This is a genomic window from Paenibacillus sp. FSL R7-0189, from assembly GCF_037969925.1.
GTDB lineage: Bacteria > Bacillota > Bacilli > Paenibacillales > Paenibacillaceae > Paenibacillus_AQ > Paenibacillus_AQ odorifer.
In genome coordinates this window covers 2,906,642-2,932,199 of record NZ_CP150223.1, presented here as the reverse complement: position 1 = coordinate 2,932,199, position 25,558 = coordinate 2,906,642, and the positions used below count along the sequence as shown (strand labels likewise).

The window sequence follows — 25,558 nt, the reverse complement described above, 5'->3', positions numbered from 1 at the left end:
CAGATGGTGGAACCGAGCCCATCCTCACAAAATTGAAAGGGCCATTTATAAATTCGATTCCGCTGCTTCATAAATTGTAACAGTTTGTAAGAGATGCCGCAATACAAGGTGTAACAGCCACATTTTTCATATATACGCACAAGAGCCCTATTCGCTATAAGCGAATAGGGGCTCGGTTTAAATTTCCTAGGTTCTGACTAACTCTCGAGGCCCTTTATACTTAGAGCATAACTGGCATCATCGTATCTTAGCCCTGTTCAATCAGTCCATATTTACCATCATCACGTTTGTAAACTACGCTAACTTCCGAGGTGTCGATATTGGAAAACACAAAGAAATTATGTCCTACCATGTTCATTTGAAGAATCGCTTCTTCCACATCCATCGGCTTCATCGTAAAGCGTTTGTTCCTAACCACTTCTAAATCATCGTAATCTTGTTCTTCTACAGCAACAGCGGCACTAGCTCCATCCACAAACAGCGTCTTGAGTCCCTCTTGACGGAACTTCCGATTCAGCTTCGTTTTGTGTTTGCGAATTTGGCGTTCCAGCTTGTCCACAACGGCGTCTATGGAAGCATACATGTCATCGCTGCGATCTTCCGCACGAAGCGTCACGCCAGCAAGCGGAATGGTTACTTCCACCGTATGAAGGCCGCGAACTACGCCAAGCGTCACAGACCCTTCAGAGGTAGGGGGTGCTTCGAAATACTTCTCAAGTTTGCTGAGCTTCTTATCAACATACTCTCTCAAAGCGTCGGTCACGTCAATTTGTTGACCTCGAATGGTGAATTGCATGGCCACTCCTCCTTTAGTTACACCTTCATTATACCAAATTGTAAGCGCTAAGTAAAAAGCAATTCCTTACAGCCCTTACATTTAGATAACAAATGTTGTCATAGCGTTCACAAATAAAACAAGTCCGGTGAGAGCAACCAATCGCCCTACCGGACCAAAAGTAAACCTGTCGTTATTATAGTACGGATCCCACTCTTATATTCTCCGAATGAAATCACATAAGGTCAGGCTATTTGGTATGAATTTGAATGATTTCTACAGGAGACCATTGAGAACCCGATCCTGCAATAACATATACCTTATAGGCAGTATTTGCTGCTAAACCAGTTAGGGTCTGTGTACGTTTTACACCAGGAGCAAACGTAAGTGTGTCAGTCCATGGAGCAGCCAGTGCAGTACCGCTACCATTTTGGCCTAAAGCAATCTGTGCTGCAGTAGGTGCCTTCTCATTTGCTGGCAATACTACATATCTAACTGGTGTTGTAGTGCCACCTGTCGTACCATATTTAATATATACATCTGCTGTAACTGTACTAACTTGTCCTGGCTCAAAAAGCGAAATCGAGCTAGCAGTAGCTTGAGCAGTAGTCAACCGAACTGTCGTTACAGTAGACAAGTTACCAGCTGCATCCGCAAGCGTGATATATGTTGCATATTCTGTACCAGGATTCAATCCGTAAACAGAGAATGTAACCGTTGTGTTAGCTACAGTCGCAACACTACCATGGATACCACTTGCAGTCCCGTTACTAATTTGTCCTTTTTCCACCTGCAATGCAGTTGGAGCAATTACATCAGCATTATAAGGAGCTACAACATAGTATACTGCACCAGTTACGGAAGGTGTCAGGTATACATCCGCTGTGACTGAACCAACATTACCGTAGGTTGCCCCACTTACTGTTGGCGCTGTGCTACTTCCGCCGCCACCGTTACCACCGCCAGAACCTCCGCCAGTACTACCACCTGGAGCAGCAGTTGGGGTTGGTGTAGCTGTTGGTGTCGGAGTAGCCGTTGGAGTTGGTGTAGGTGTTACACCACCACCTGTGCCACTACCAGGATAATAGATAGCTGAAGTATTGATAATACCTACAGCCTCGGCACGTGTTAACGATCTCTTAGGACCGAAGGTTCCATCTGGATAACCGTTAACAATCTTCTTTTCCACTGCGGCTGCTACAGCACCTTTTGCCCATGCTGCAATTTGTGCATTGTCTTTAAATTTGTTCGAAGTTGTATTGGTGCTCAATTTAAGTAATTTTGCAGTAATTACAGCTGCTTCTTCTCTTGTAAGCGGATTATTAGGACGGAACGTATTATCCTCGTATCCTCCGATATATCCAGCTTCCACGGCTTTAGCCACTTCACTGTAATTCCAGTTTGTGCTCTTCATGTCTTTGAAAGTTACTGTTGCTTTAGTTGTAAACCCTAACAGGCGATTTACCATAGTCACATACTCACCACGCGTAATTGCTTTGTTTGGTTTTACCGTTCCATCTGGGTAGCCTCCAAGGTAACCTCTATCTAGCCATTCCTGCAGCTGACCTTGCGCCCAGTGGCCTTGAATATCCTTAGGTACAGCTGCAGCAGATACGCTGCCGAGAGACCCCAATAACATACTAGTACCTAATATTCCGGTCATAAGACCGCGCCACATCTTCTTCATCCTGCTAATCACCCTCCTAATTGTTTTGATAGCTTAGGCTATATTGAATTTCTTCGTGAATGTAGTAACCTAGGCTAACATAGTGTGTGTCGAGGTAAGATAAACAGCTCAACGTATATCTATTACCCACCTTTTGCAGAGTTCTAACATTTTCCATAAAATGAATTTACAAAATAGGCTATTTTCTTTACTAGGATTGGCTATACTAGACACATATGAACGCACAAAAAAAGGATCTTGGAAGATTCCAAGATCCCTGCTAGCGCTGTCTAAATTGCTAACCATCTACTTATATGTAGTTCGGCTTCGCCGGATGATTATAATTTGATTACGTTAGCTGCTTGTGGTCCACGTGCACCTTCAACGATATCGAATTCTACGGATTGACCTTCATCCAATGTCTTGAAACCATCAGTTTGAATCGCGGAAAAGTGTACGAATACGTCGCCACCGTCTGCAGTCTCGATAAAACCATAACCTTTTTCTGCGTTAAACCATTTTACTTTACCTTCCATTGATTAAACATTCCCTTCGTCATCAGATGAACGTGAGTCTTGCTCACAATTCGACTATACCACCGTAACTTCTTTATTGTCAATTGGAAAAGAAAATGTTTACATTCAATAATTTACCACGTAAAATAAACTATTAAATTTTCCATAAACAAGAAATAGATTCGGTACAATGATCAAAAAAAGGAGCAGACGGTATTTAATACCCGTCTACTCCTATAGTGAAACACTGATAAATTATTTTTTGCGATCCATAAGGAAACTGTCTGGGGTGTAGGCGGCCTCATAGGCGTTGCGTTGTGTTTTGGCCTGTTCTCTCTGTTGAAGCCACTTAGCTGCCTCGCTTTTAAGTTGTTGCATTCTTGCAATTATCATAGGATCGGTCTCCAACAACTCTCGTAACTGATACTGCTGGATTACACCGATCGACTGTTTTTTCACATGCTGTTCGAGTTGATCTATCAAATTTTGACGTTGTTCGACGAAATCAGTTAATTCTTCATATGAACAATTATCTAGTCTAATGATAATATCTTGAGTAATCTTATTTAACTCTAAGATACAATTATCCATGGGTTTTCTCATGTGTTGGTACCAGCTTTGACGCCTCTAACCAAGTTACTCGAAACTCAGTCAAATACTGTAGCGCCTCTTCTGCAGGTACCTTGTCTTTCTTCACATTAGCTTGAATCAACAAATGATTTATATATTCGTATAGATCATTCAAACTTTTAGATATATCATAGGTAGGATCCAGTGTCGACATCAATTCACTAACAATTGTTTGCGCTTTCCCCAGATTAATATTTGTCTTTTGATAGTCAACTGAATCGATTCCTTCCATACCCGCCCTTACAAATCTAATCGCTCCATCAAATAACATAATCAATAACTGTGAAGGGGTCGATGTTTTTACCGATGACTGACGGTATTTTTCATAAGGAGAATTTATCATTTGTGTCACCCTTTTCTCTTACTAGCTAGACATAAAGCTTGATAAGCTACTTGATTGGGAATTGTACTTACTCATTGCAGTTTCCATAGCAGTAAACTGCTTATAATATCTGGTTTCCATATCAGTCAATCTGTCAGCCCACGCATCAATTCGGGAATTATAATCCTTCAGAAGTCTTCCCATAACACTCTCAGTTTTGTATGTGCTATTTATATCCGCAGAGAATTTAGATGTGCCCGCCTTCAATACAATTTTATCCAAAGCTTTATCGGCTAAGGTTGAAAGACTTGTAAATATGCCCGACCCTCCCGAAGGAGTCTGAAACAAGGATGTAACTTTTTCCGGATTATCAGTCAATGCTTGTTTTAATTTTTCTTCATTTATATATAATTTACCGTTCTCAAAGTATTGTCCTGTAGTAATCCCAAATGAACTAAGATCTCCAAGCTTAGAAGTTATTACGGACCGAAAGTCAGAAACTGTAGACTTGAGTATTGCATCATTCTTAAGCAATCCGCTTTTCGCCTTTTCCTCCCATGTTGTGATTTCACTCTCTTTCATCGCTTCCTTTTGCTCTGATGTCAATGGCGCGAAATCACGATACTTGTTCTCATCTGTTTTTTTAGTGAATAAGCTAATAAGTTCATTATATGCTTCCACGAAAGATTTAATGGTTTCAATAGCTTTAGTAGGATCTGTCTGTGTAGCAATTGTTGTAGTACCTGCTGTTCCAGACAAGCCTTGCAAAGTTAATTGAATGCCATTAACCGTGAAATTGTTGGAAGATGGAGTATATTTAACAGGAGTTTCCGTACTTCCTTGCTTACCACTGGAAATATAAACTTCAGCGTTCTCCGCATTTTTCACGGCACCAACATTCATTAGGCTTAAAAAAGAACCGCTCAACTTATTCTTCTCTAATACGTTGTCAGCCCCATATTCTTTTGCCGAAATAGTAAATCGTCCACTCACCTCATCAAAACTTGCCGTCACACCTGCTGAACTACTATTAATTTTACTAATCGCTGAGGATATGGTGTCTTCATCAGTAAAAGTAAGAGTGACCCCTCCATCAACTTTAAATTCTAATGGAGTAGTCGCACCTAGCATATCGCTCAATTTTGTTCTAATCGTTGCTTTTTCGGATGAACTGGTAGTAAGCTGTGTTGTTGACTCTAAAGAAGATTTTGTAGCCAGTTTCGTTACCTGAACACTCATTTCTACTCCATTAGCATCAGCATTTGCCTCTGCCTTTACCGCAAGAGTATTTCCACTCACTACTGCCTTTTGTGCATTCATTTGAGATTGTTTGTTCCAACTACTTAACTTATTGGCTTTGAAATCTACAAGTTTACTGTTAAGCTCACGATAACTGTCCCTCTGCCACTCTAATAGAGTTTTCTGTTGATTAAGCTTATCCAGGGGCTGCCTTTTTGCCGACATCATTTGTTTAACAATGCTATCAATGTCCATTCCTGATGAAAAACCATTAACCCTAAGAACCATTTGTTCACTCCTCCCTATACACGTTGATCGATTAGAATTCCTGCAATTTCCATCATTTTCGCTACTAGATCTAATGTTTTTTCAGGCGGTATTTCACGAATCAATTCACCAGTGTCTTCGTTTAGTACCTTAACCATAATGTCATGTGTCTTCTCGTGTACACTGATTTCTAAAATAGTTTTCGGTCCTTGTAAAGTCTTCACTGCGCGCTCAATATTCCTGATCAACTGCTCCTCTGCAACTGAGACTGAAATGCCTTCACGCTCTTTGCTACTTAAATCCTTGATATCTTTAACTGAAGTCAATTCGTTCACTGACCCGACTTTTGCATTACCAGGTATTGACTCAGACCTGCTCTGTCCACCAGTTGATGGATTAGCAGATACGGAGAACTGTACATTCATGAGCCCGACCTCCAACGACACTTAGTTTATAATATATATATCGGTTGCAGGAAGGGATAATTTAGAAATAGTACAGATAAATACTATAAAAATCATTTCAATTAAAGCAGAGCATTCCACTAAACAGTCATTCAGAACTCCATGGCCATAAGTCTTCACCTGTAATACAAGGCTTACACTTTCATCCACTTAAGATTTGTTTTCCTGTCGATACAACCGCAGTATTGTTATTCAAAATTCGCGTCATTCTTCTATCCAGTTTGAATTAGCTAATCCTCATTCTTTTCTTTAAAAACTCCAGAAAGAAATAAATGAAATCTTCTTCATTAATTGAGATCTCGCACCAATTATTTCCACTATTCTCTTCCAAAAAAAGAAATACATAAATGAATGACTATGATACCTCAGCCGCTTGTATCACTTACTCTTTTTCAGCAAATACCAAATATATTTTATTCTCACCACCAACATCGAACGTATAGATATCATTAATTCCCACTACAGCTTTATATCTTTGCGCCACTTCTAATTGAGAATTAAACCATCTTACATGTCCCTCAGAATAAAAATTAGGGACTGAGAAAAGAACCTTCGTATTTTTTTTAAGCTTTTTTAGAATCTCTAGATCACCATCTAAATGCTCAAGTATTTCAAACAAAACAGCAATATTATAGTCTTCATCAAATATATTAGACGTATAAACATCATCCACACTAAATGAAGATCTATATCTATCATTTCTTATTTTCGCATGTTTTATAGCTTCTTGACTGAAGTCCATACCTCTATAATTCGTCAAATGATTATCTAAAAGTAAATTAGCAAATTGCCCAGGTCCACAGCCTATATCTATGATTTTAGGATTCTCCACATCTCGAATCATTTCAGTAGCTTTCATCCAAATATCAATATAATGTATTTCACTATAGTGTTTAAAATAAGATTGATTCCAGCCTCCAGATTCATAAAGATCATTATAAAAATTTTCATCTCTTTCGGATATGTCAAAACTAAATCTAATTTTTTCTTTTATAGTCTCTGTAAATATGTCACTTAATTTTCGGGTTAATTGCCTTCTCTCAAATCGTTTTATATCCCCATTAATACTCAGATCTGAATATGATCCAGCTTCCCATTCTTTGTACATTCTTATTATATAATCCTGCATACCTTGAACATCTTCAAACTCGTAATTTTCACCTCTAGAAGTTTTATTAATTAATGCTTCAACTAGACTTCCAGATGGGGAAAGCGCTAATATTCGTTTCCCCAATCTTAGGTATTCAAATACCTTCCCTGGATACACTGATTTATTTTTCTCTCCAGGTCCAACTATCAATAACAAAAGATCAGCATTAGACGCATACGATAAACTATCATTATGATTTAAGTATCCAAAAAAATTAACAAGATCATCTATTCCTAATTGTTCTGCTACTTCTCTCCAGTGATCATCATTTTCCGTTAAAGTAAAATAAATCTCTATTTTCTCTCTCGGGAGTATATTATTAACTACTAAATTATAGACTGCTTTTAGAAAGGTCTCCGGAGTTCTAATCATATATAAAATCCCATTATGCATAATCCGAAACTTTTCATTCTTTCCCTGAATATTATTAGGTAATAATTCAAAAAAATCTTCTTCATCATACCCATTAGTTATTGTCTCTATCTTGTTAGTATCAACCCCAAAATTATTAATATAATTTTGAGTTGCTAATGGAGTAGTCGTTAAAATTTTATCGCAACTTTTTAAAATATTTTCTTCCATTTTCATCAAAACCTTAAATAAAATGCTATCTTTATCGAATTCGGCATACGGGTTATTGGTCCATTCATCTCTGAAATCACATACCCATCTTTTCTCATATTTATTCTTCAAAAAATACCCTATTAGATGATCTGAATATGGACCTGAAGTAGAATAAATAAGATCTATTTCATTGAAGTTAACAAAATCATTTATTTGGTCCAGCACTTCTCTAGCAAAAACAATTGCATGATCCGGCAGAAAAGCCAATTCATTTAATTTATCCGAGTTATTTTTTAATAACTCGACATATTCCATCATTATTTCATTATTATTCACCACAACCTGATACATTTGTATTAACTTATTAATATAATGAATATCTAAGTCTTTCTTCTCTCTAATTCTAATAACTTCAATTTCTTGCGGGATCTCTTTTTCTAATGTACTATCCGTAAATGGAAAGTCACCTTCATCCACTGTGAGAACAACTGGTTCCCATCCAAAATCCCTTAGATATTTCACAAACTTCAATGTTCTCTGTACTCCGGATCCCCCGAGAGGTGGAAAAATATACGCTATAATAAGCACTTTTTTTCTCTCGATATAATCATTTACTTGAGTCAATTTCTCAAGTTCAGTAATCTTTAATGACACAATTTCTTTTAGATCACCCAATGCTAAAGTGAGCAACTTTTTATATTGTCTATAAGCACTAATATTTTCTTTTCTCATCTCGTATAAATAAGCCAGATTATATATCAAATCGCTATCATATGGTTTTTCAGTTAAGCCGTCTAAAAAATATTTTTCTGCCTTTTTTAGATCGCCCTCCAGTAAAGCTATAGTCCCTTTTATTGAATATAATTCAAAATCTTTTTCCACAATTTTCTCATATTCTAGTATCATTACTTTAACTTCTTCTAAAAAACCGTTCTCAATCAAATTCTGTATATTATCCTTAAAATCTCTTGAATAATTCTTCAAATTATCTAAACTCAAACTTTCCCCAACCCTTCTCATAATGTCTAATTACTAACCTGAAATAGAAAGCTTGAATTTATTTTTCATGGTTTTTTTTGTTTCACTCATTCCGGTTTTGTCATCCAACTTTTCGTATAAATTATAGATTCTTTCATAGGAACTAAACTCTGGACATATATCTAGTAATTTAGTATAAAACAACTGAGAATCTTCTAAATAATTCAAATCAAAACAAATATCTCCAAGTAAACGTACAACATTAACATTATTCGGACTTTTTCTGAATGATTCTATAAGAATATCTATAGCAAGTTCCTTGAAAGAATAACCTGATAACAATTCCCCTAATTTAAGGGAATTCTCCACTGATCCTTGTAAAAAATATTCCGATAATAATTGAAAATGATCAAACTCTTTCAGAACAATCAAATGTTCTAACATCCTATAAAGTAAACCTTCAATAGGTGTAGTAATTTTCATAGATACCAGTGGATCCTGATTTATAATTGCATTCAATACTTTTGATTCCTTAATACTCAAATTTAATTCATCTCTTACCAGTAATAAAAGCTTCATATCTTTAAAAATCAGTGCCAATAATAAAACATCTTCAACATTTTGCTTCGGTATTTCATCCATTACCATCCAATTAGCTCTTGCTTCTTCATACATCTTATTATATTGTTTTGCCACCGCAATAATATTATCCTGAAGGCTGACATTATAAAGGTCAACATATTTGTATAGTAGTGGATGTCGTAATTTATAAAGTACCTCAAGTATTAGCTTTAAATCATCCTCATCATTTATTGTATATATTTGCTTGAAATTTTCATAAACCTCATCATGAGGAGTGTTTGCTTTTGATACAATTTGAAAGTACTTTTCTAACCCAACACCTAATGTTTTCTTTTCTTTTAACACCTGCGTAATTTGATCGTAGCTTTCTAATAATTGATATGCTCCCTCATGAATTTCAGCCAACTTATATCGAGCCCAATAGCTTCCATTCCCTTCTGTAACAGTTATACCTTGATCTCCAAGCTCTATACATTTTTCGAACGCCTTCATTGCATCTTTTGTATATCCAGCTTCCATAAACAAGCATCCTTGCATATATTTCATATCAGTTTCATTTGGATAAATAGGAATAGCATCTTTTAGAATTATCAAACCCTCTTCATATCTGTGCAAATCTTTTAAACACGAACAAAGGGAAACTATTATCTCTGGTATAATTATCATTTCTTTGCTTAATGAGTATGCCTTTTGCAAATAAGGTATTGCTTTCTCATGTTCTCCTAACCACATATAGGTTTTACCCATATTAAAGAAATTATATCCTGTTGGACTTTCCTTAACTTCCTGTAGCATTAGAGATAAATTACGTCTTTGCTTATCCTTATCTTGTATAACTTCATTCGTGTAACCCGAGTGGTGAATAATTAATTCTCCCGCTGAACCTTTATAATCCCCTTGATTATCCATAACATTTAGATGTTCATGTAAACGATTATGATAGATGAGTTTTTTATAATTGGCAAACAACCGTATAGCCGTATGTTTGAGTATAGTCCCGTACGACATATCATTAATAATCTTTACATAGTAATAATCAAAGTTACTAGAGATATCCTTTTGGAGATCTGCTGCAGGATCCAAGTATTCATCAGCATCTAATATAAGAACATACTGAGAAGATGCATATTTTAACGATTCATTCCTTGCTGCTGCAAAATCATTAACCCAAGTGAAATGATATATTTTATTTGTATATTGCTTCGCAATTTCAAGAGTACTATCAGTCGATCCGGTGTCGATTATAATTATCTCATCAACTTTATTACGTACACTTTCTAAACATCTAGACAAATACTTTTCCTCATTTTTAACGATCATGCATAAAGAAACTGTCTTGATCATATGGTTATCCTCTCATAAATCACTTGTTATTTTACTATATATATCGGAGTTCCATACCCTACTGATTAGCATTAGTAATACAAAAAAAAGAAGCCCTGAGGCTTCCTTTTTTTGTATTACTATTAACGAAGCAATTGAAGCACAGCTTGTGGTTGTTGGTTCGCTTGTGCCAACATTGCTTGTGCAGCTTGAGCAAGAATGTTGTTCTTCGTTTGATTCATCATTTCCTTAGCCATGTCAACATCACGAATACGGGATTCAGCTGCAGACAAGTTTTCAGAAGTAGTTCCCAAGTTATTAATAGTGTGCTCCAAACGGTTTTGATTTGCGCCCAATTTTGCACGTTCAGCAGAAACTTTTGTAATAGCACTATCAAGAATAGCCAATGCTGAGTTAGCACCTGCTTGAGTTCCGATAGCAACGGACTGCAAGCCAAGTCCTGATTTTCCAGCACTCATGTCGCCGATTGACAATTTAATAGCTTGACCTGTATTAGCTCCAATTTGGAATACAGCATTACTTACGCCAGCCCCATTAAGCAATTTCTTAGTATTAAATTCAGTGTCAGTCGAGATACGGGTAATTTCAGTAGTCAACTCAGTTACTTCTTTTTGAAGCTCAGCACGATCTTCATTAGTATTAGTATCATTTGCTGATTGTACAGACAGTTCACGAATACGTTGCAGGATGCTGTGTGTTTCGTTCAAAGCACCTTCAGCTGTTTGAATCAAAGAAATACCATCTTGAGCATTCTTAGTAGCCATATCCAAACCACGGATTTGACCACGCATTTTTTCGGAAATTGCCAAACCTGCAGCATCGTCACCCGCACGGTTGATACGAAGACCAGAAGACAACTTTTCAATAGCTTTGTTAGTGTTCGTAGTGTTAGTACCCAATTGACGGTGTGTGTTCATTGCTGCAATATTGTGATTGATAATCATAATAATATTTCCTCCCTGAAATTAAATTAGTTCCACATCCATGTGGTAAACGCTGATCCATTAAGGTCGGCCGCCCTGCCGGCTCAGCGTCTAATACATATATCGACAGTGTGCACCCAACTGTTTAGAGCAAATCAAATTTTTTTTGAAATTTCTTGGTTAAATTCTCCAAAATAAAATAAAAAACCCGAGTCCGCGATTAAACAGTCCCAGGTTCTGGATTATGTGTATGCTACATGTCAATTATTCATTCTTATTTACACCACGAAGTCGATGGATTAATGCATTCAGATCAGACTGCTGAGGAACGACGGACTCACGGTTAGCCTCTTGGATCGAGAGATATACCTCTTTACGAAAAATATCGACATGCTTTGGTGCAGAAATACCAACCTTTACTGTGTCACCATCCACGCTTAAGATTGTCAGCTCGATCTGATCTTGAATGACAATGGACTCCCCTTTTTTACGGGAAAGTACGAGCATATCATCCACCATCCTTTCCATCGATAACTGGTTGCTCTTGCAGTAGGCTATGCTTCGTATGATAAGGCGCTTTATGTAACACGATTTGTTTACCAGAATGCCCTACAGGATTTAATACAATAGGTGCAAGAAGATTAATCGTAGACTGTTCAACATGCTCTTTTAAAGTAATAATACAGCGGATAACTACATCAGAACTGATCTCTAGCTCTTCCGCCTCATCATCCGGCAGTTCAAATTCATAAGCGGGATAAAAAACAAAAGGATCAACTAACAGAAAGGATAACTCCATATTGCTAATTGACTGTAAATACCAAAAGGGTGACTCCGCCATCGCTATCAAAGCAAAATTTGTTTCTTCGTCAAATCCAGGTAATCCTTTGGGGAAATGATATAACTGCTCTTCATCTACTTCAAGTTTCCCCCAAGACAGCGTTTCTATAATCAAGTTGTTCACTCCTCAAAAGTTTTGCTGTGCAAAACTAACTTCTTATAAAATTCACTAAAATTATATATAGCTAAAAATACAAAACACAAAAGCTATAGAAGCGCTTAATGGCACATCTATAGCTTAAGAAGCTACAATTGGACATTCAATTCAGGTGGAATAAACTGAATAGAAGCATATTGCTGCATATAAATATTTAACTTGCCACGAGTATATTCAATTTCGGGATCATGTCTTTCTACTTGAATATTCACTTTTGCGGCTCGAAAATCAATTTGTGGTGCTCTCGTTTCTATATGAATATCTACATTGTCAAATGATGCCGGTCCGCGAATCTCTGGAAAAGAATTTGGTTCGGTATCTGTTCCATATACTTCTGCAATAGTATTTCCAGGCTTGAAAAATTGAGCCATTCGATTACCTTGCTCGACCTTTTTTGCAATACCCTGAAGATACAAATGTTGAATACCTGAGTATATTCTTTTGTTCATATCGAGCATATTGCCACCATTATAGGCTGCCCAAGCTCGGGACTGATCTATGGTAAGCTCTGGCCTAAAAGATTGGACCGTAAGTTTCCCCGGAGTGGTTGTTATATCGACCTCAGCCTTAGGCTGAGTAATCGAGTATGTGCCTAGATCAGCATCAATACCAATTACTGCAGGAGACTGACGTATTTGCAATATCGGCTGAAGCACAAAAACCACCTCCGTTATCTGATAAAGTCTACGAGAGTTGTGGAAATAATTTTCGCGCCCACAGACAAGGAAGCATTATAAATATTCTCCTGAATCTTTGACTCCATAATCAAACCCTCGTAGTCGGCATCTTCTGTCTTTGCCTGTAAATCAGTCAGGTTTACATTTAAGTCACTCAGACGTTCCTGCATTAGTTCTACACGATTGGTTTTGGCTCCTATCTCAGAACGGGCAGTCAGAATGGATTCCATACGCGTATCAATTACATCAAGTTGACCCGAAATAGCCGTGAGATCGCCAGCCTTTAATCCTGCAGAAAGATTATTAATGATTGCAAACAAATTGTCCGCATCCCCGGTATTCCCGAACACATCATTGCCAGTTGTACTTATTGGCAAACGGACACCTTCACCTACAATGAACTGAATCTGCCCAGTATCCGTAGTAATTGCTTTAGATACATCGTAAGTTCCATCTGCACCCTTAGCAAAATCATATGGTTTGGTGGTGTACTGCTCACCATTAAAGATATATTTACCATTTAGTGTACTGTTAGCGATATCCACAAGCTGCTCTTTTAGTTGCATCACTTCTGCATTGATACTGTCCAGTGCGGATTGCGGATTAGTACCTGTCGAAGCTTGTACAGTCAGTTCACGAATCTTTTGAACGACATCTCCAGCCTGTCCTAGAACTGTATCATTGAAATCAAGCCATGAAAGTGCGCTATCAACATTCTTAGTATATTGTTCATTAGAGGAGAGCTCCGCACGGTAGCGCAGGGAATAGGTAATCCCTACCGGATCATCGGAAGGCTTGTTGATCTTGCGTCCGCTGGAAAGCTGTAATTGTGTATCGTTCATTGTACGTGCATTGCGGTTTAAGTTAAGCAGAAGCTGTGAATTCATCATGTTAGAGGTTACTCTCAACATACGCTATATCTCCTTTTATCTGCCGACTGTGCCGGTGGAATTAATCAATTTGTCGAGCAGTTCATCAAAAGTAGTCATAAAACGTGCTGCCGCACTATAAGCATGCTGGAACACTAGCATATTCGACATTTCTTCATCCAGTGAAACGCCACTGACTGATTGACGCCGGGAGTTAACCTGCTCTACCAGATAATCTGAGTTATCCGTCTGACGTGCAGCCTCTTGGGATTGAATACCAAGTTGGCCAACCATAGAGCCAAAAAGTCCGCCAACAGTGTTGCTCACACTACCATCCGGTGTAGTAAATTTACTATCCTTCAGGTTCGTCAATAGAAGCGCCAAGGTGTTATTTCCTTTAACGACTTGCGTATTTCCATTCGCATCAACAGTTGTACGAAGCGAAGTTGCAAATAGATTTACGTCAGCTGCAATTTCCGGATTCAGTTTGATCGTTCCAGCCTCACCTGATGTTACAAAGAAATCGCGTCCGACGCTTCCATCCATCGCGTAACCTAACTTGTGAAGTCCGTTTAACCCTTTGACAATGGTCTTGGCGTCCTCATACATTGTTGCGCCCTTAGGCATGGCCTGACCAGCGGTCAACGTAACTACGGTACCATCAGCTTGTGTAATCTTGGCGTCATTAGTCAACACTGTGCCCTCAGGAAGATTGGAGCCAGCTGGCACTGTAATTTCAACGTCACCTGTAGCAATAGTACTCGCCAAATCATTGAGCTGTTTCTTGTAATCGGCGACATAGGTATTATTGGAAAAAATCATTCCGTAAGCCTCGCCGCCCTTCAAAGTTCCGGAGGCATAAGCATTATTAAGAAATGCGCCATCTACGGTTGCAGTTACTTCTCCACCCTCTACGAGAGGTTGTCCACCCAAAGAAATGTTATAACCCGCTTCCGTCTCTACAACAGTAATATTAGCAATTTTGGAGAGCTTGTCCGCCATCAGGTCGCGTTGATCACGTAAATCGTTCGCATGATCCCCCATACCCTCAATCTTATAGATCGATTTATTTAGATCTGCGATCGCGGTCAGGTAACCCTGAGCTTCTTTTGCCTTAACATCTATATTAGTGGTTAGATCCCGCTCCAGATTATTCAGTTGCGTGCTCATATAGTTCATAGCATCCGTCAAAGATTGTGCAGTTTGCACTACAATCTTACGGGCTGTTGGATCTTCAGGGTTCTTACTTAGATCCGACCACGATTTCCAGAAGTTATCCAAAACTGTACGAATGCCTGTATCCGATGGCTCATTAACGATAGCTTCCAGCTTAGAGAGCGTATCTGCTTGAAGACTCCAGTTGCCGAAGGCAGCGTTCTCACCACGGTACTGATCATCCAGAAACATTTCTCGAATCCGATCGATAGATGAGAATTCCACCCCTGTACCCATTTGACCTGGAACGGTAGATTTTAACAATCCGTACGCTTCAATAGGTAAAGAGGCTTGCATATTAACACGTTGACGAGTATAACCTTCGGTATTCGCATTAGCGATATTGTGTCCAGTTGTATTAAGAGCTGCGGTCTGAGTAAAAAGGCTGCGTCTCGCCGTCTCTATCGAGTGAAATGTGGATGTCATGCTTCTTACTCCTCCTTATGTTCTGCTCTGGCAGAACACTTCATCAGTACAATTCTAACCTCGTGCATCAAAAATTCCCGACCGATTTACGTTGTTACCTTTGTCGGACGGACGATGATAAGTGATATCCTGATTTGGTCTTCCGACCAACAGATCCAAAGAATAATCTATAAATGTAAGCGACTGCTCTATCAGCTTCTGATTTAGGTCATTGGCTTCTTTCAGGCGATGCAAAGTGCCCGAAAGCTTCTGCTGAATATGCAGCAGTCGTGCCTTGTCTTCAGGGTCAAAGATAAGCCTGGACAGCTCTGTTAGGTTCAGGTTCAGGTTGGAACGAATACCCACACCTTGCAAAACGGTATATGCGGCTAAAATTCGCTCTTCCTCGAGCTGCCCAATTACCTTCATTAGCTTGGATTCACGGTTAAGGATGTCGATTAACGCATCCACCTTGTTATCCATAATTGTCTGTTTCTTCTCAGCGGCCAGATCCAGCATTTGAACATGCACTCCATCTAGCCGCTCCAATAGTTCTATTAATGTCGTCAATGCCATGGATGTTTTCACCTAATTCTCGGAGGATTGCTTAAAGTAAGGGGCGAGTTTCTCTGCTAGCTTAGATGCATCAACTTGATAGGTACCTGCGGAGACCTGCTGCTTTAGATTGTCGATCTTAAGTGCGCGTTCTGGATCATTCTTGCTAGTGTTTTGTGCTTGCAAGAGTTGAATCGCTTCATCAGAGATCGAAACCTCATCCTTGCGTGTGCTTTTCTTCATTTGTTCCTGCCTTTGCGCTTCCGCGCTGCGTTGATACGGATTAATCGCGTTAATTCGTCCGGTCTCGTTAATTTTCATAACTTCCACCTTCCTTCTAATATAAAAAAGCCGATAATCTTTACTAAGTTTATCGGCGTAGACTGAAACATTCTTTATAGCTGCAAACGTTTTTTTGCAGATTTTATAGGTCACGCAGCTTATCTATGGCACGATATGCACCATCAGATGTCTTTTTAGTAGTATCCTCAGCAGAATTTTCCTTGACAGCATTCGTGAGATCTTTCCTGAGCCGGCTACGACAGCTGTCACACATATGGCCATCCCGAATCAGTGTACCACACACTTCGCAAGGGTACATCATATTGGGTGCATTAGCTATAGAAATCCGGCCTTCTCGAATAAAGCGGGTAATCTCTTTAATAGAAATCTCCGTAGCATCGGAGAGCTCCTGAATGTTGGTTCCCTTGTTTTCCCGTAAATAATTCACGCAGATCTCATATTCATGCTCCAGCTCTTTGATACAGGCCGAGCACAACCCCATAAGATTCTTGACAAACAACCGGCCGCACCTTGGACAATTGTCTAGATTCATAACAAGCAGCCGCTCCTCTCCGTACATTCTGTGCAATGCATAATATTCTTATGCTCCTAGATTACATGATTGCAAGGAATTCGTCTATGGGACAGAAGAAACGCTACCAACCGCAACTAATCCTTAATGGAATGGATATAGCTGTTCACAATCATGCATTTTTCGCTTTAGGAACGCGCCCAGGTCAGGCTATAGATTTCTGCAGCATAATCATAGTTTGAGACCATTTGTTTTAGAATTTCGGCGCAAGCACGAATCGTGCTTCCCGTTGTATAGATATCATCAACAATAATAATTCGAATAGGACGGCTTATAGGTGAGTTATCTTTCAGCCAATCCTTAAAAGGTGTGGAGACTGCCGGATTCGCTCCAAAAGCATTCTTCATATCTGCCAGTCTCTCCGCACGTCCTTTAAAGCTCTGCTTACCCGTATGATGCGTACGAATTAGTAGCGGTAGCTGTGGAATCTTCCTATGACGAGATAGGACATCGGCCAATCTTTCCGCTTGATTGAAGCCCCGTTCTAGAAGCCTGGAATCACTGACAGGTACCGGAACTAATAAATCAGCTGACCAAAGGTTGTTTTTTATGTACCTCTTATGTTGAATAAGATGAAAAAACGATGCCTTCTGGGATGAAAGAGCCTCCTGCTGCTTTTCCTCCTTTAAGGTTAAATAAGCTCTATCCAGCATGAGTCCAAGCAAAGGGGCATATTGTTCATTCCCGCGATATTTATATTGACCGAGCCATTCTCTCATCTCGTTTGTGTAGGCTACCGCACTCCGGTTACATACAATGGGTGAGGGCTCAGCGCTGCGAGTGCAGTCTGGACAGCCTACATGGCGCCCACATATCAAGCAACGTGGAGCGCGTATCCAAGGAATGGATTCCGCACAATTCTTACAGATACCAGGCAGCTGTGAGGACTGTGGGCTGTGCTTCCCGCAGGTTAGACATTGAGGCACGGAGGGGGTAAGAAGGAAAGACAGAGATTTTCGTAACCCTGTAAGCTTGGTATTCATATAGCCCCACCTTTACGAATATATCCTTGGCGGCGAGCGATGATATTCATAGTACGAATCTGAGCAATCGCTCCACGCTGGGATCGGCTCCACTGAGGGGAGGCAAATACAACATGCCCATCAGGATCATCTTTAGAACGACCAGCACGGCCTGCCATCTGTACCAAAGAGGCTTCGTCAAAAAGACCACTGTCTGCATCCAAAATAAATACGTCACTGCGTGGCACGGTAACTCCCCGTTCCAGGATCGTAGTAGTTACTAACAATGAGATGATACGGTTGCGAAAAGCAGTCACCTTTTCTGCCCAAAATGAATCCTTGGACGAGGTGCCTTCGATAACCACGCCAGGAAAGCTCCGACGAAGTAGGATCAGCAAACCTTCGATATGAGCTATGCGAGACACAAACAGAAAAATTTGTGCTTTTCTGTCCAGTGACTTTCGAAGATTCTGTATAAGGGATCTTGGCATACTTCCACGCTTCAGACAGGTTAGAACAGAAGGCATACTCAAATGCTGCGGGATAGGCAAGGGATGACCATGGAAGCGGACAGGCACTCTGGCATGTGGAAGTTTGCCTAACCGGACCAAACGTTGCATTTCTTGTGGTGGCGTAGCTGATAAATAAATGAAAGAGCCATCCACTTTACAGGCTTGTTCAGCGGCATAGGCCAACATAGGATCATTGTGGTAAGGAAACGCATCCAACTCGTCAATAATTACGAGATCAAAACCTTGATGGAAGCGCAGGAGCTGATGGGTGGTTGCGAGCGTTAAGCGACCACTCACCCAGCGATCTGCGCTGCCGCCATAAAGTACGGCGATGACCTCCGCCGGAAAAGCCCGGGCGAGCCGCGGCGCGAGCTCAAGTACGACGTCGCGGCGCGGCGTCGCTACCAGCGCCCGCCCTCCGGCGGCGAGCACAGCCTCTAGGAGCGGGAAGATCATCTCCGTCTTCCCCGCTCCCGTTACCGCCCAGAGCAGAAACCGCTCTGGGCATGAAGTGGCGGAGCGCTTGCGCGGCTCCGCCAGAAAACCCAGCGCAGCGCCAGCGGCTCCCGCCTGCGCTGGGCTCAGCCCCCACCGGCCTGCGGCCGCGGCGGGGTCAAGGGCGGCCGTGCACCGCACGGCCGGAAGTGCTGCGCTGCGCAGCAGCAGCGCACAAGCCCGGCTGCGCCCAAGCGCGAGGCAGGCCTCGCAATAGGCGCAGCCCATAAGCCCGCACGCGGCGCATGCCGTGCGGCCGGTGGGGACGCTGCCGCAACGCAGGCAGCGCGAAACCGCGCGGCGAGCGACAGCGCCACGCCGCAATACGTGCGGCAGCTTAGCCGCCGCACGCATCATAACGCCAGCACCCGCAGGGAGCTGGCGGGCCCGCGCCCCATGCGCAGCGGGGGCTGCATTGCCTACGGCGGCTGTAAGCATCAGCCGCCCCTGTAGATGCGCCAGTTGTGCCGCCTGGCGCCAGCATCCCCCTAGCTCTGGCAATTCTTCTGCCAGCAGCGCTTCTACTTCCGGCCCCAATAAAGAGCGCCCAGCCACAGCCCGCAATAATTGTTCTGAATCCGATTCTAGTAATCCAGATTGAAAATCCTCTTTTTCACACCAATCGTATCTTTCATTCTTCTTATTGTCCTGTTCTATTCCGAAACTTGATTCATTAGGCTTCCATATGAATATTCCATCATTCAGCCACTGTGCCTCCCACAGTCCCCCTGTCTCTTTCTCCTCTCTCAACTCAGCCTCAAGCATACTATTAATATATTGCCCCCACTCCTTAATCCCCCAGGTGCCCATTACGCTTCTTTGTTTAAAGTTGTCCCGGAGCTTCACAGCCCAACCTAGCGGCAACACAGAAGAAAGCAGAACCAATCTATTCGCCGCTAAGGAACTCCCATCTTTCTTCTCCGATCTAGCTACAGACCACCACCATCTATCTACCCTAAGATCTAATGAAATTCTAACCCTCCAGCTCCCCTTGCATTCCACAGCATATACAGCGACTTGCATAATAATCCCTCCTACCTTTCGCTTGTACTTAGCAACTCCATATTTGATCCCAAATTCACGACTCCGTCTCCCCAAACGCAAAAAGCACACTCCCCCAGTTCTTGGAGAGTGTGCTTCACCCGTTACTTACATATTTACTTAAGATCTGTTGCGCTTTGATTCGCATCCCCTACTTCCTGCCATCCCCATAAAAGGCAGCGATACAGACTGCCCTGACAGCCGCAAGTCTACTACAATTCCTTCATGCTGTAATTCTTCACTCATCTGAAGAGAGTACAAAGATGTTGCAAGATCGATAGAGCAGCCACTAGCGGCCATTTTGGAAACTATCCCAAGTGTTCCATCACTCGAACCATCATCCATGAACGTTACTCGCAATCGTTTTCCGGTTAGAAGAGCTTGAAATGTCAGTGCCCGAATGTACCATTCCACAACAGATTCATGATTGCGGGTAATAAAAATATAATGAATCCATTTTCCGGACTGCGGTGTTTTACGCACCTTCTGCCGGTTATGCAACATATGAATCATCACTGCAGCGGATACATAAACAACCGCAATCCATATCAACTGGGCTACCATGGAGATGCACCTCCTCTGTATACCAACACTATATGCCGGCATTAAAAGGTCGGTGACTGCCTAGAACACCCATCAGGGAAGCAAGCTGTGTCTACTTAATTTCTTTCCTATATGTAACGTATTACTGTGAAGCTTTTACAAGGTTACCCAGCCATATTTAATCGAATTAATAACGGCTTGAGTCCGATCATCCACTTCCATTTTTTGCAAAATACTGCTAACATGGTTTTTAACTGTTTTTTCACTAATGAATAAATATTCACCGATCATTTTGTTGCTCTTACCTTCAGCCATTAGACGAAGCACTTCTGCTTCACGACGGGTTAGAGGATTGTTGTCGCCAGCAATAAATTTAACACCAGCTTCCTTCACCACTGTATCTGTAGTTACGCCAGTCTCGTTAAGGTAAGTCATACGCCGCAATTGATTGATAAGCTTTCCAGTAACCTTTGGATGGATAAAGGCATGTCCTTCACAGACCGAACGAATGGCATTAATAAGGGATTCGGCCTCCATATCCTTCAATAAATAACCATTGGCGCCCTTACGAAGGGTCTCAAATACATAACTCTCATCATCATGAATGGATAAAATAATTACCTTAACCTCCGGGAACATTTCCCGAAGTTTTTGAGTGGCTTCTACACCATTCTCAACAGGCATATTGATGTCCATTAATACGATGTCCGGTTTAGTACCGTTACAAAACTCTAATACCTGAATACCGTCGCCGCACTCCCCTATGACCTCGATATCCTCCTCCATATTCAAAATGCGTTTCAGCCCTTCACGAAAAAGCTGATGATCATCCGCCAAAAGAACCTTAATGGGCGTTTTACTAGAGTTTAAGTTCTCCATCACACTACTCCTTCCCCTTCTCCACATTCGTCGGAATATGGATCACGATTGTTGTCCCCTGATTCTCGGCTGATACAATTTCCATTCTTCCTTCAAGCAGTTCTACACGTTCCCGCATACCTACTAGCCCGAAGCTTTCCCGATTACCTTGCTGATTTTTTAACTTTTGTACATTAAAGCCTAATCCGTTATCTTTAATCACAATCTTAATTAACTGCGCTTGGTATGTAATCTCCACCAATACGAAGCTTGGGTAGGCATGTTTTGCTGCATTAGACAATGCTTCCTGAACCAGACGGTATACCGCCGCCTCCATCGCTGAAGATAGTCGGTGTTCCTGTCCCCGGGTTTCCAAAGTCGTCCGCAGTTTCGTTTTCTCTTCAAAATCATGCACATATTTCCGCAAAGTCGGAATTAAGCCCAAATCATCGAGAGCCATCGGTCGTAAATTAAAAATAACCTTACGCATTTCTTCCAGGCTGTTACGTACCTGCCCTTTTAAATCTACTACTTCGTCCTGCACCAGCCCAAATTCCTGCTTTACCAGCATTCTTTCTACAATTTCCGTCCTAAGGACTAGATTTGCCAGCATTTGAGCGGGACCATCATGAATTTCCCGGGCAATTCTCTTCCGTTCTTCTTCTTGAGCCAGGATAATTTTGAGTCCGATCATCTGTCTGTTCTTCGCAGATTCGACAATTCTCGTCACTTGGCCTAGTTCTCCCGACAAATATTCGAGCACTACGCTCATTTGCGAACCAATTGACTCTGCACGCTCTACAGAATTTTCGACACTGCGCACTCGCATTTGTAATTCATCACGTCTGCTTCGAAGATAGACCTCTCGCTCACGCGTCATCATGAGTTCGAGCTGAAGCTCCGTAGCCTTCTCATAAGCAATACGGATATCTTTCTCTGAGTAGCGGACAAAGTCCCGGCTGACCTCTGTCAGCCGGATTCTGGAGCGGTGATACTGTAGCTCCAGCTTGTCTACCTTTTTCAATGTTTCATCCGTTTCGTCCATGACCCGCTGCAGTTCCTTGTTGAGTGCAGCAAGTTCATCACGTGCAACCTGCAATATTTCAAAAATCTGATACTTGCTGCTCTCCATCACGTCGATGGTATTTTTAATAACGCGATCAATCGCATCGGCTTGAAATTCCACGGATGCTTGCCCCTTTTCTATCGGATCGTATTAAGGTTTTCCTTATATATTAACATATCACGATTCGATAGTTACGGTCTTCGTTTTCTGTTCCCATTTTACAGTTAATCCTAACTGTTCAGAAACCAGTCTCAGAGGTACTAAAGTCCTACCCTGTAAAATAATAGGTGCTACTTCAGCACTTTGTCGCTTACCATTTAACAGGTATTCCTTTTTATTTACCGTCAGATCCAGTGCCTTAGCTCCGCGCAACACCATGATCTTCTTATTCACCTGATCCCAGGTAGCATTCCCTCCAAAAGCATCCAGCACATAACGGATCGGCACATAAGTACTGCCGTCTTTCACAATTGGAGCTACATCAATAGCCTTCTTATTTCCGTTTACGGTCATTGCTTTGGAGCCGATGCTCATCGAAGCTGTACCCTTTGGTAACCCAGCATCACTGGAAAGTGAAGGCATTGTGAAGGTGATATTATCAAAAGCAACGGTACCTGTCTTCGCCCGTTCATCTTGGCCCTCCTCTACGTTGACTACATAAAGTCTTTTCAGCGTAGCCGGGAATTTAATCCCTGATCCTGACAAGTCGATGTTTATGTTCTTCCAACCGTTCCAATCGATAATCTTCGCAAGATCTACATAGGCTGTAGCTCCACTATTGTCGACAAACTCAGCACGCAGCCAGTTTAAGCTCATATCGCCCATCACATCAACTGACATCGAAGTTGCAAGCGCTGGAACGGCTTTTCCACTTGTGCCGTTAAGTTGAGCATAAGCGTACATTTTACCACTGCCAGCCGTCATATCATAACTGAGTGACAGCACCTTGGAGCCTACTCTTTCAGCCGATCCGTCTACTATTGTGGCAGTCCCCTGCACCGCTGGCACATTGGTAGTAAAGTTGACTGGATAACTTACCTTCTCGAAATCTTCCCATGTTGTAGCTGCTGCTGTCGATAATACAACCGCTGTGCTAAATCCATCATAACGAGCAATAGCGTAACCTGTAGTAACCCCTGCATCCACAGAGTTTACAGTAAGCTTGCCATTTTGCACGACTCCCTTAAAGCCTACAAATTCCCACTTCAGCGCTGAATCTGGAACGCTTATGGTTGCTCCACTCTTCGTAGAGGCCTTTACAGGGACAGATACAGTTGTCCCAGCTGTCAGTGGCGCTGTAGCAGTGCCTACACTCATGCTGGATAGATCATCTCCACCCAAGACTGTAAGGGTTGTAGAAGCGCTTGCTACGCCGCTTTTAGCCGTTAAGGTAACGGTGCCTGGCTTCACTGCCGTTACTTCTCCTGCACTTACAGTTGCACTTCCTCCACTTGATGTCCAAGTAGGATTGCCTGCTGCTACATCTATAGGGTTATAGTAAGTGTCATAACCTTTTAACGAATAAGTAGCCTTTTGTCCAACTAATAATGAAGTGCTTCCGCTAATTTTAATTCCTTTTACTTCACCTTGTGGTGCGTTAGTATAAACACCAAGCGCGTTAACAATGCTGCGCTGCTCTGTGCCATACTCTGTATTAAAGGTTAGTGTGGCTGAGGTTTCACCGAGAGGCCGGTCTACCATCGTTGTAGAGCCGCCTCCGTCTAAGTTAAGCCCCTTCCAGACTCCAATATTGGTCATAAAAGATTGCAGCTCGGTCAATGACATTCCTGAGCTGTTGCCATTTTTCTCAGTAGCTATGATATAAACATAACGTCCATCCTGAGAGTATCCTAAAGCCGTACGTGCACGATAACCGCCAATGCTGCTAGTCGAGCGAGAGAACGTTGCAGCTTTTCCATTATTTACAAGAATCGTATGTCCACCAATCATTGTTTGCAGATTAGCAGGATCTAGCGATTGCTGCGTAGTCTTCGATTTCAGGGAGTACACACTAGTTACCGGTTGTCCAACAGTCAGATGGGCAGTAACATACCGTGCGGCTAAGCCATGGGCCCGCAAAATATAAGCTCCCTTTGGAACCGCTGTAGGAAGCGCAGCATTTTCAGATATTTGAGTAACTACGCCGTTCTCAACGAGCACCTCTGTCGGTGTGGTTGAGCTGTTTTTGGGACGATCGAGTGCGGTCCATACATCCGTATAGATATACATTGCATTAGCATGGCTATAAGTCGAGCTCCCACCTTCAGGACTATAAGCACCTTTATTGATACCGGATATCTCAAACTGTGCGCCGTCAGGTGCGGTTATCATTCCTTCAAAGCTGAACTCATCAATAAGAGGCTTACGATCTTTAGTCACTGCAAAGGCATACATTCCATCCAATTGCGAAGGGGTGGAAACCAAGACTCCACTGGATACTTGTCCACCAATCGGAGCGCCTTCCCCACCTGTATTAAAATAATCTCCGTTTACTGCAGCCACGGCTCCAGTTTCCTTAGCCATCCCGCCAGTACTTTGACGTGTTGTCAGGTTTCCACCTTTACCTGTCATAACATCTAAAGAAACATATGGATTGTTGAGGTCAACGCGAATAACATCCGCCAAGCCAGAAGCGCTTGCTCCTGAACGTGTAGCCGTATATTTGTATTTCATCATAATGGCGCCCGAAGTAATTACTTCTTCTCCCAGCTTGCTTACTTTAAAATTAGATGTGGCTGCGGCAGCAATTGGTGTGGAACTATGACCAAACATAGCTAAGCCTTCACTGCCAATTACCGGCATAATCCACAACACACCTGCTAATGAAGCGGCAACCCATTTTTTAGTAGATGATAATTTTATTCCCCGAACAACTTCTCTACTCTTCTTCTCCATGAAAACTTCATTCATTTCGACGTAACTCTCCCATCTCTTTTTTACTCTTCAAGTCCGTTATCAAAGTCTGGAAACTGGTTCCTATTTTTCTAGTACTCTTTTAATAGACTGAAAATAAGCGAAAAAGTTGCGAAATTGAGAGATTTCAAGCTTTATAGAGTCTCGTAGCACAAAC

At 41.6% G+C, this 25,558-nt stretch carries 24 protein-coding genes; all 24 read right to left on the bottom strand.

Translation table 11 applies throughout. The annotated features are described in order from the left end of the window. Nucleotides 1-247: 247 nt before the first annotated feature. A complete protein-coding gene (gene raiA, locus MKY63_RS12640) occupies nt 248-796 on the bottom strand; it encodes a ribosome-associated translation inhibitor RaiA (RefSeq protein ID WP_036678506.1) in 549 nt (182 codons plus the stop codon). A gap of 229 nt (nt 797-1,025) precedes the next feature. After that, a complete protein-coding gene (locus tag MKY63_RS12635; RefSeq protein ID WP_339813111.1) occupies nt 1,026-2,462 on the bottom strand; it encodes an S-layer homology domain-containing protein in 1,437 nt (478 codons plus the stop codon). 317 nt (nt 2,463-2,779) lie between these two features. After that, nucleotides 2,780-2,977 (bottom strand): cold shock domain-containing protein, encoded by a 198-nt coding sequence (locus MKY63_RS12630; protein WP_019915069.1) that lies wholly within the window; start codon nt 2,975-2,977, stop codon nt 2,780-2,782. A 234-nt stretch (nt 2,978-3,211) separates the two neighbouring features. Further along, the gene (locus MKY63_RS12625) at nt 3,212-3,559 is read right to left on the bottom strand and encodes a hypothetical protein (RefSeq protein WP_235219409.1); all 348 of its coding nucleotides are present in this window, start codon (nt 3,557-3,559) and stop codon (nt 3,212-3,214) included. Further along, on the bottom strand, nt 3,540-3,929 hold the full coding sequence (gene fliS / locus MKY63_RS12620; protein ID WP_036678499.1) for a flagellar export chaperone FliS: 390 nt from the start codon (nt 3,927-3,929) through the stop codon (nt 3,540-3,542). The genes MKY63_RS12625 and fliS overlap by 20 nt, the downstream gene beginning before the upstream one ends. A 21-nt stretch (nt 3,930-3,950) precedes the next feature. Beyond that, nucleotides 3,951-5,435 (bottom strand): flagellar filament capping protein FliD, encoded by a 1,485-nt coding sequence (gene fliD / locus MKY63_RS12615; RefSeq protein ID WP_038573589.1) that lies wholly within the window; start codon nt 5,433-5,435, stop codon nt 3,951-3,953. 14 nt (nt 5,436-5,449) lie between these two features. Then, the gene (locus MKY63_RS12610; protein WP_339813109.1) at nt 5,450-5,839 is read right to left on the bottom strand and encodes a flagellar protein FlaG; all 390 of its coding nucleotides are present in this window, start codon (nt 5,837-5,839) and stop codon (nt 5,450-5,452) included. A 421-nt stretch (nt 5,840-6,260) separates the two neighbouring features. Beyond that, nucleotides 6,261-8,591: a methyltransferase gene (locus MKY63_RS12605; RefSeq protein ID WP_339813105.1), complete on the bottom strand. Its 2,331-nt coding sequence runs from the start codon at nt 8,589-8,591 to the stop codon at nt 6,261-6,263. A gap of 33 nt (nt 8,592-8,624) precedes the next feature. Next, nucleotides 8,625-10,496 carry a glycosyltransferase gene (locus MKY63_RS12600; RefSeq protein WP_339813101.1) on the bottom strand — a complete coding sequence of 624 codons (1,872 nt, stop codon included), beginning with the start codon at nt 10,494-10,496 and terminating at the stop codon, nt 8,625-8,627. Nucleotides 10,497-10,618: 122 nt separating this feature from the next. Then, the gene (locus tag MKY63_RS12595) at nt 10,619-11,440 is read right to left on the bottom strand and encodes a flagellin (protein ID WP_339813098.1); all 822 of its coding nucleotides are present in this window, start codon (nt 11,438-11,440) and stop codon (nt 10,619-10,621) included. 243 nt (nt 11,441-11,683) lie between these two features. Beyond that, nucleotides 11,684-11,926 carry a carbon storage regulator CsrA gene (gene csrA, locus MKY63_RS12590; protein ID WP_076307524.1) on the bottom strand — a complete coding sequence of 81 codons (243 nt, stop codon included), beginning with the start codon at nt 11,924-11,926 and terminating at the stop codon, nt 11,684-11,686. A gap of 1 nt (nt 11,927) precedes the next feature. Next, on the bottom strand, nt 11,928-12,383 hold the full coding sequence (locus MKY63_RS12585; RefSeq protein ID WP_339813095.1) for a flagellar assembly protein FliW: 456 nt from the start codon (nt 12,381-12,383) through the stop codon (nt 11,928-11,930). A 122-nt stretch (nt 12,384-12,505) separates the two neighbouring features. Continuing rightward, nucleotides 12,506-13,072: a DUF6470 family protein gene (locus MKY63_RS12580; RefSeq protein ID WP_051491021.1), complete on the bottom strand. Its 567-nt coding sequence runs from the start codon at nt 13,070-13,072 to the stop codon at nt 12,506-12,508. A 14-nt stretch (nt 13,073-13,086) separates the two neighbouring features. Continuing rightward, nucleotides 13,087-14,004, bottom strand: coding sequence for a flagellar hook-associated protein FlgL (gene flgL / locus MKY63_RS12575; RefSeq protein ID WP_036678463.1), 918 nt, complete (start codon nt 14,002-14,004; stop codon nt 13,087-13,089). A 15-nt stretch (nt 14,005-14,019) separates the two neighbouring features. Beyond that, a complete protein-coding gene (flgK, locus tag MKY63_RS12570) occupies nt 14,020-15,603 on the bottom strand; it encodes a flagellar hook-associated protein FlgK (protein WP_339813091.1) in 1,584 nt (527 codons plus the stop codon). A gap of 54 nt (nt 15,604-15,657) precedes the next feature. After that, nucleotides 15,658-16,158 carry a flagellar protein FlgN gene (locus tag MKY63_RS12565; RefSeq protein ID WP_036678457.1) on the bottom strand — a complete coding sequence of 167 codons (501 nt, stop codon included), beginning with the start codon at nt 16,156-16,158 and terminating at the stop codon, nt 15,658-15,660. A 12-nt stretch (nt 16,159-16,170) separates the two neighbouring features. Further along, nucleotides 16,171-16,458, bottom strand: a complete 288-nt coding sequence (flgM, locus tag MKY63_RS12560) for a flagellar biosynthesis anti-sigma factor FlgM (protein WP_339813088.1) — start codon at nt 16,456-16,458, stop codon at nt 16,171-16,173. A gap of 103 nt (nt 16,459-16,561) precedes the next feature. Then, nucleotides 16,562-16,972 (bottom strand): TIGR03826 family flagellar region protein, encoded by a 411-nt coding sequence (locus tag MKY63_RS12555; protein ID WP_339813085.1) that lies wholly within the window; start codon nt 16,970-16,972, stop codon nt 16,562-16,564. A gap of 167 nt (nt 16,973-17,139) precedes the next feature. Next, nucleotides 17,140-17,994, bottom strand: a complete 855-nt coding sequence (locus MKY63_RS12550) for a ComF family protein (RefSeq protein ID WP_232061472.1) — start codon at nt 17,992-17,994, stop codon at nt 17,140-17,142. Beyond that, nucleotides 17,991-20,003: a helicase-related protein gene (locus MKY63_RS12545; protein WP_339813080.1), complete on the bottom strand. Its 2,013-nt coding sequence runs from the start codon at nt 20,001-20,003 to the stop codon at nt 17,991-17,993. Before MKY63_RS12545 ends, MKY63_RS12550 begins: the two co-directional genes overlap by 4 nt. A gap of 138 nt (nt 20,004-20,141) precedes the next feature. Next, on the bottom strand, nt 20,142-20,585 hold the full coding sequence (locus MKY63_RS12540; protein ID WP_051491194.1) for a glycosyltransferase family A protein: 444 nt from the start codon (nt 20,583-20,585) through the stop codon (nt 20,142-20,144). Between the two features lie 135 nt (nt 20,586-20,720). Continuing rightward, nucleotides 20,721-21,443, bottom strand: a complete 723-nt coding sequence (locus MKY63_RS12535; RefSeq protein WP_036681509.1) for a response regulator transcription factor — start codon at nt 21,441-21,443, stop codon at nt 20,721-20,723. Nucleotides 21,444-21,447: 4 nt separating this feature from the next. Next, nucleotides 21,448-22,608, bottom strand: a complete 1,161-nt coding sequence (locus tag MKY63_RS12530) for a sensor histidine kinase (RefSeq protein ID WP_036681511.1) — start codon at nt 22,606-22,608, stop codon at nt 21,448-21,450. Between the two features lie 57 nt (nt 22,609-22,665). Beyond that, nucleotides 22,666-25,398, bottom strand: coding sequence for a stalk domain-containing protein (locus tag MKY63_RS12525; RefSeq protein ID WP_081389129.1), 2,733 nt, complete (start codon nt 25,396-25,398; stop codon nt 22,666-22,668). Nucleotides 25,399-25,558: the final 160 nt, after the last annotated feature.

Coding starts and splice junctions, on each gene's coding strand:
- MKY63_RS12555 (WP_339813085.1), bottom strand. CDS start 16,972: ATGAATCTAGACAATTGTCCAAGGTGCGGCCGGTTGTTTGTCAAGAAT.
- MKY63_RS12545 (WP_339813080.1), bottom strand. CDS start 20,003: ATGCAAGTCGCTGTATATGCTGTGGAATGCAAGGGGAGCTGGAGGGTT.
- MKY63_RS12565 (WP_036678457.1), bottom strand. CDS start 16,158: ATGGCATTGACGACATTAATAGAACTATTGGAGCGGCTAGATGGAGTG.
- MKY63_RS12630 (WP_019915069.1), bottom strand. CDS start 2,977: ATGGAAGGTAAAGTAAAATGGTTTAACGCAGAAAAAGGTTATGGTTTT.
- MKY63_RS12535 (WP_036681509.1), bottom strand. CDS start 21,443: ATGGAGAACTTAAACTCTAGTAAAACGCCCATTAAGGTTCTTTTGGCG.
- flgK (WP_339813091.1), bottom strand. CDS start 15,603: ATGACATCCACATTTCACTCGATAGAGACGGCGAGACGCAGCCTTTTT.
- MKY63_RS12540 (WP_051491194.1), bottom strand. CDS start 20,585: ATGGTAGCCCAGTTGATATGGATTGCGGTTGTTTATGTATCCGCTGCA.
- MKY63_RS12610 (WP_339813109.1), bottom strand. CDS start 5,839: ATGAATGTACAGTTCTCCGTATCTGCTAATCCATCAACTGGTGGACAG.
- MKY63_RS12595 (WP_339813098.1), bottom strand. CDS start 11,440: ATGATTATCAATCACAATATTGCAGCAATGAACACACACCGTCAATTG.
- MKY63_RS12600 (WP_339813101.1), bottom strand. CDS start 10,496: ATGATCAAGACAGTTTCTTTATGCATGATCGTTAAAAATGAGGAAAAG.
- MKY63_RS12550 (WP_232061472.1), bottom strand. CDS start 17,994: ATGAATACCAAGCTTACAGGGTTACGAAAATCTCTGTCTTTCCTTCTT.
- flgL (WP_036678463.1), bottom strand. CDS start 14,004: ATGTTGAGAGTAACCTCTAACATGATGAATTCACAGCTTCTGCTTAAC.
- fliS (WP_036678499.1), bottom strand. CDS start 3,929: ATGATAAATTCTCCTTATGAAAAATACCGTCAGTCATCGGTAAAAACA.
- MKY63_RS12525 (WP_081389129.1), bottom strand. CDS start 25,398: ATGAATGAAGTTTTCATGGAGAAGAAGAGTAGAGAAGTTGTTCGGGGA.
- fliD (WP_038573589.1), bottom strand. CDS start 5,435: ATGGTTCTTAGGGTTAATGGTTTTTCATCAGGAATGGACATTGATAGC.
- flgM (WP_339813088.1), bottom strand. CDS start 16,458: ATGAAAATTAACGAGACCGGACGAATTAACGCGATTAATCCGTATCAA.
- raiA (WP_036678506.1), bottom strand. CDS start 796: ATGCAATTCACCATTCGAGGTCAACAAATTGACGTGACCGACGCTTTG.
- MKY63_RS12625 (WP_235219409.1), bottom strand. CDS start 3,559: ATGAGAAAACCCATGGATAATTGTATCTTAGAGTTAAATAAGATTACT.
- MKY63_RS12635 (WP_339813111.1), bottom strand. CDS start 2,462: ATGAAGAAGATGTGGCGCGGTCTTATGACCGGAATATTAGGTACTAGT.
- csrA (WP_076307524.1), bottom strand. CDS start 11,926: ATGCTCGTACTTTCCCGTAAAAAAGGGGAGTCCATTGTCATTCAAGAT.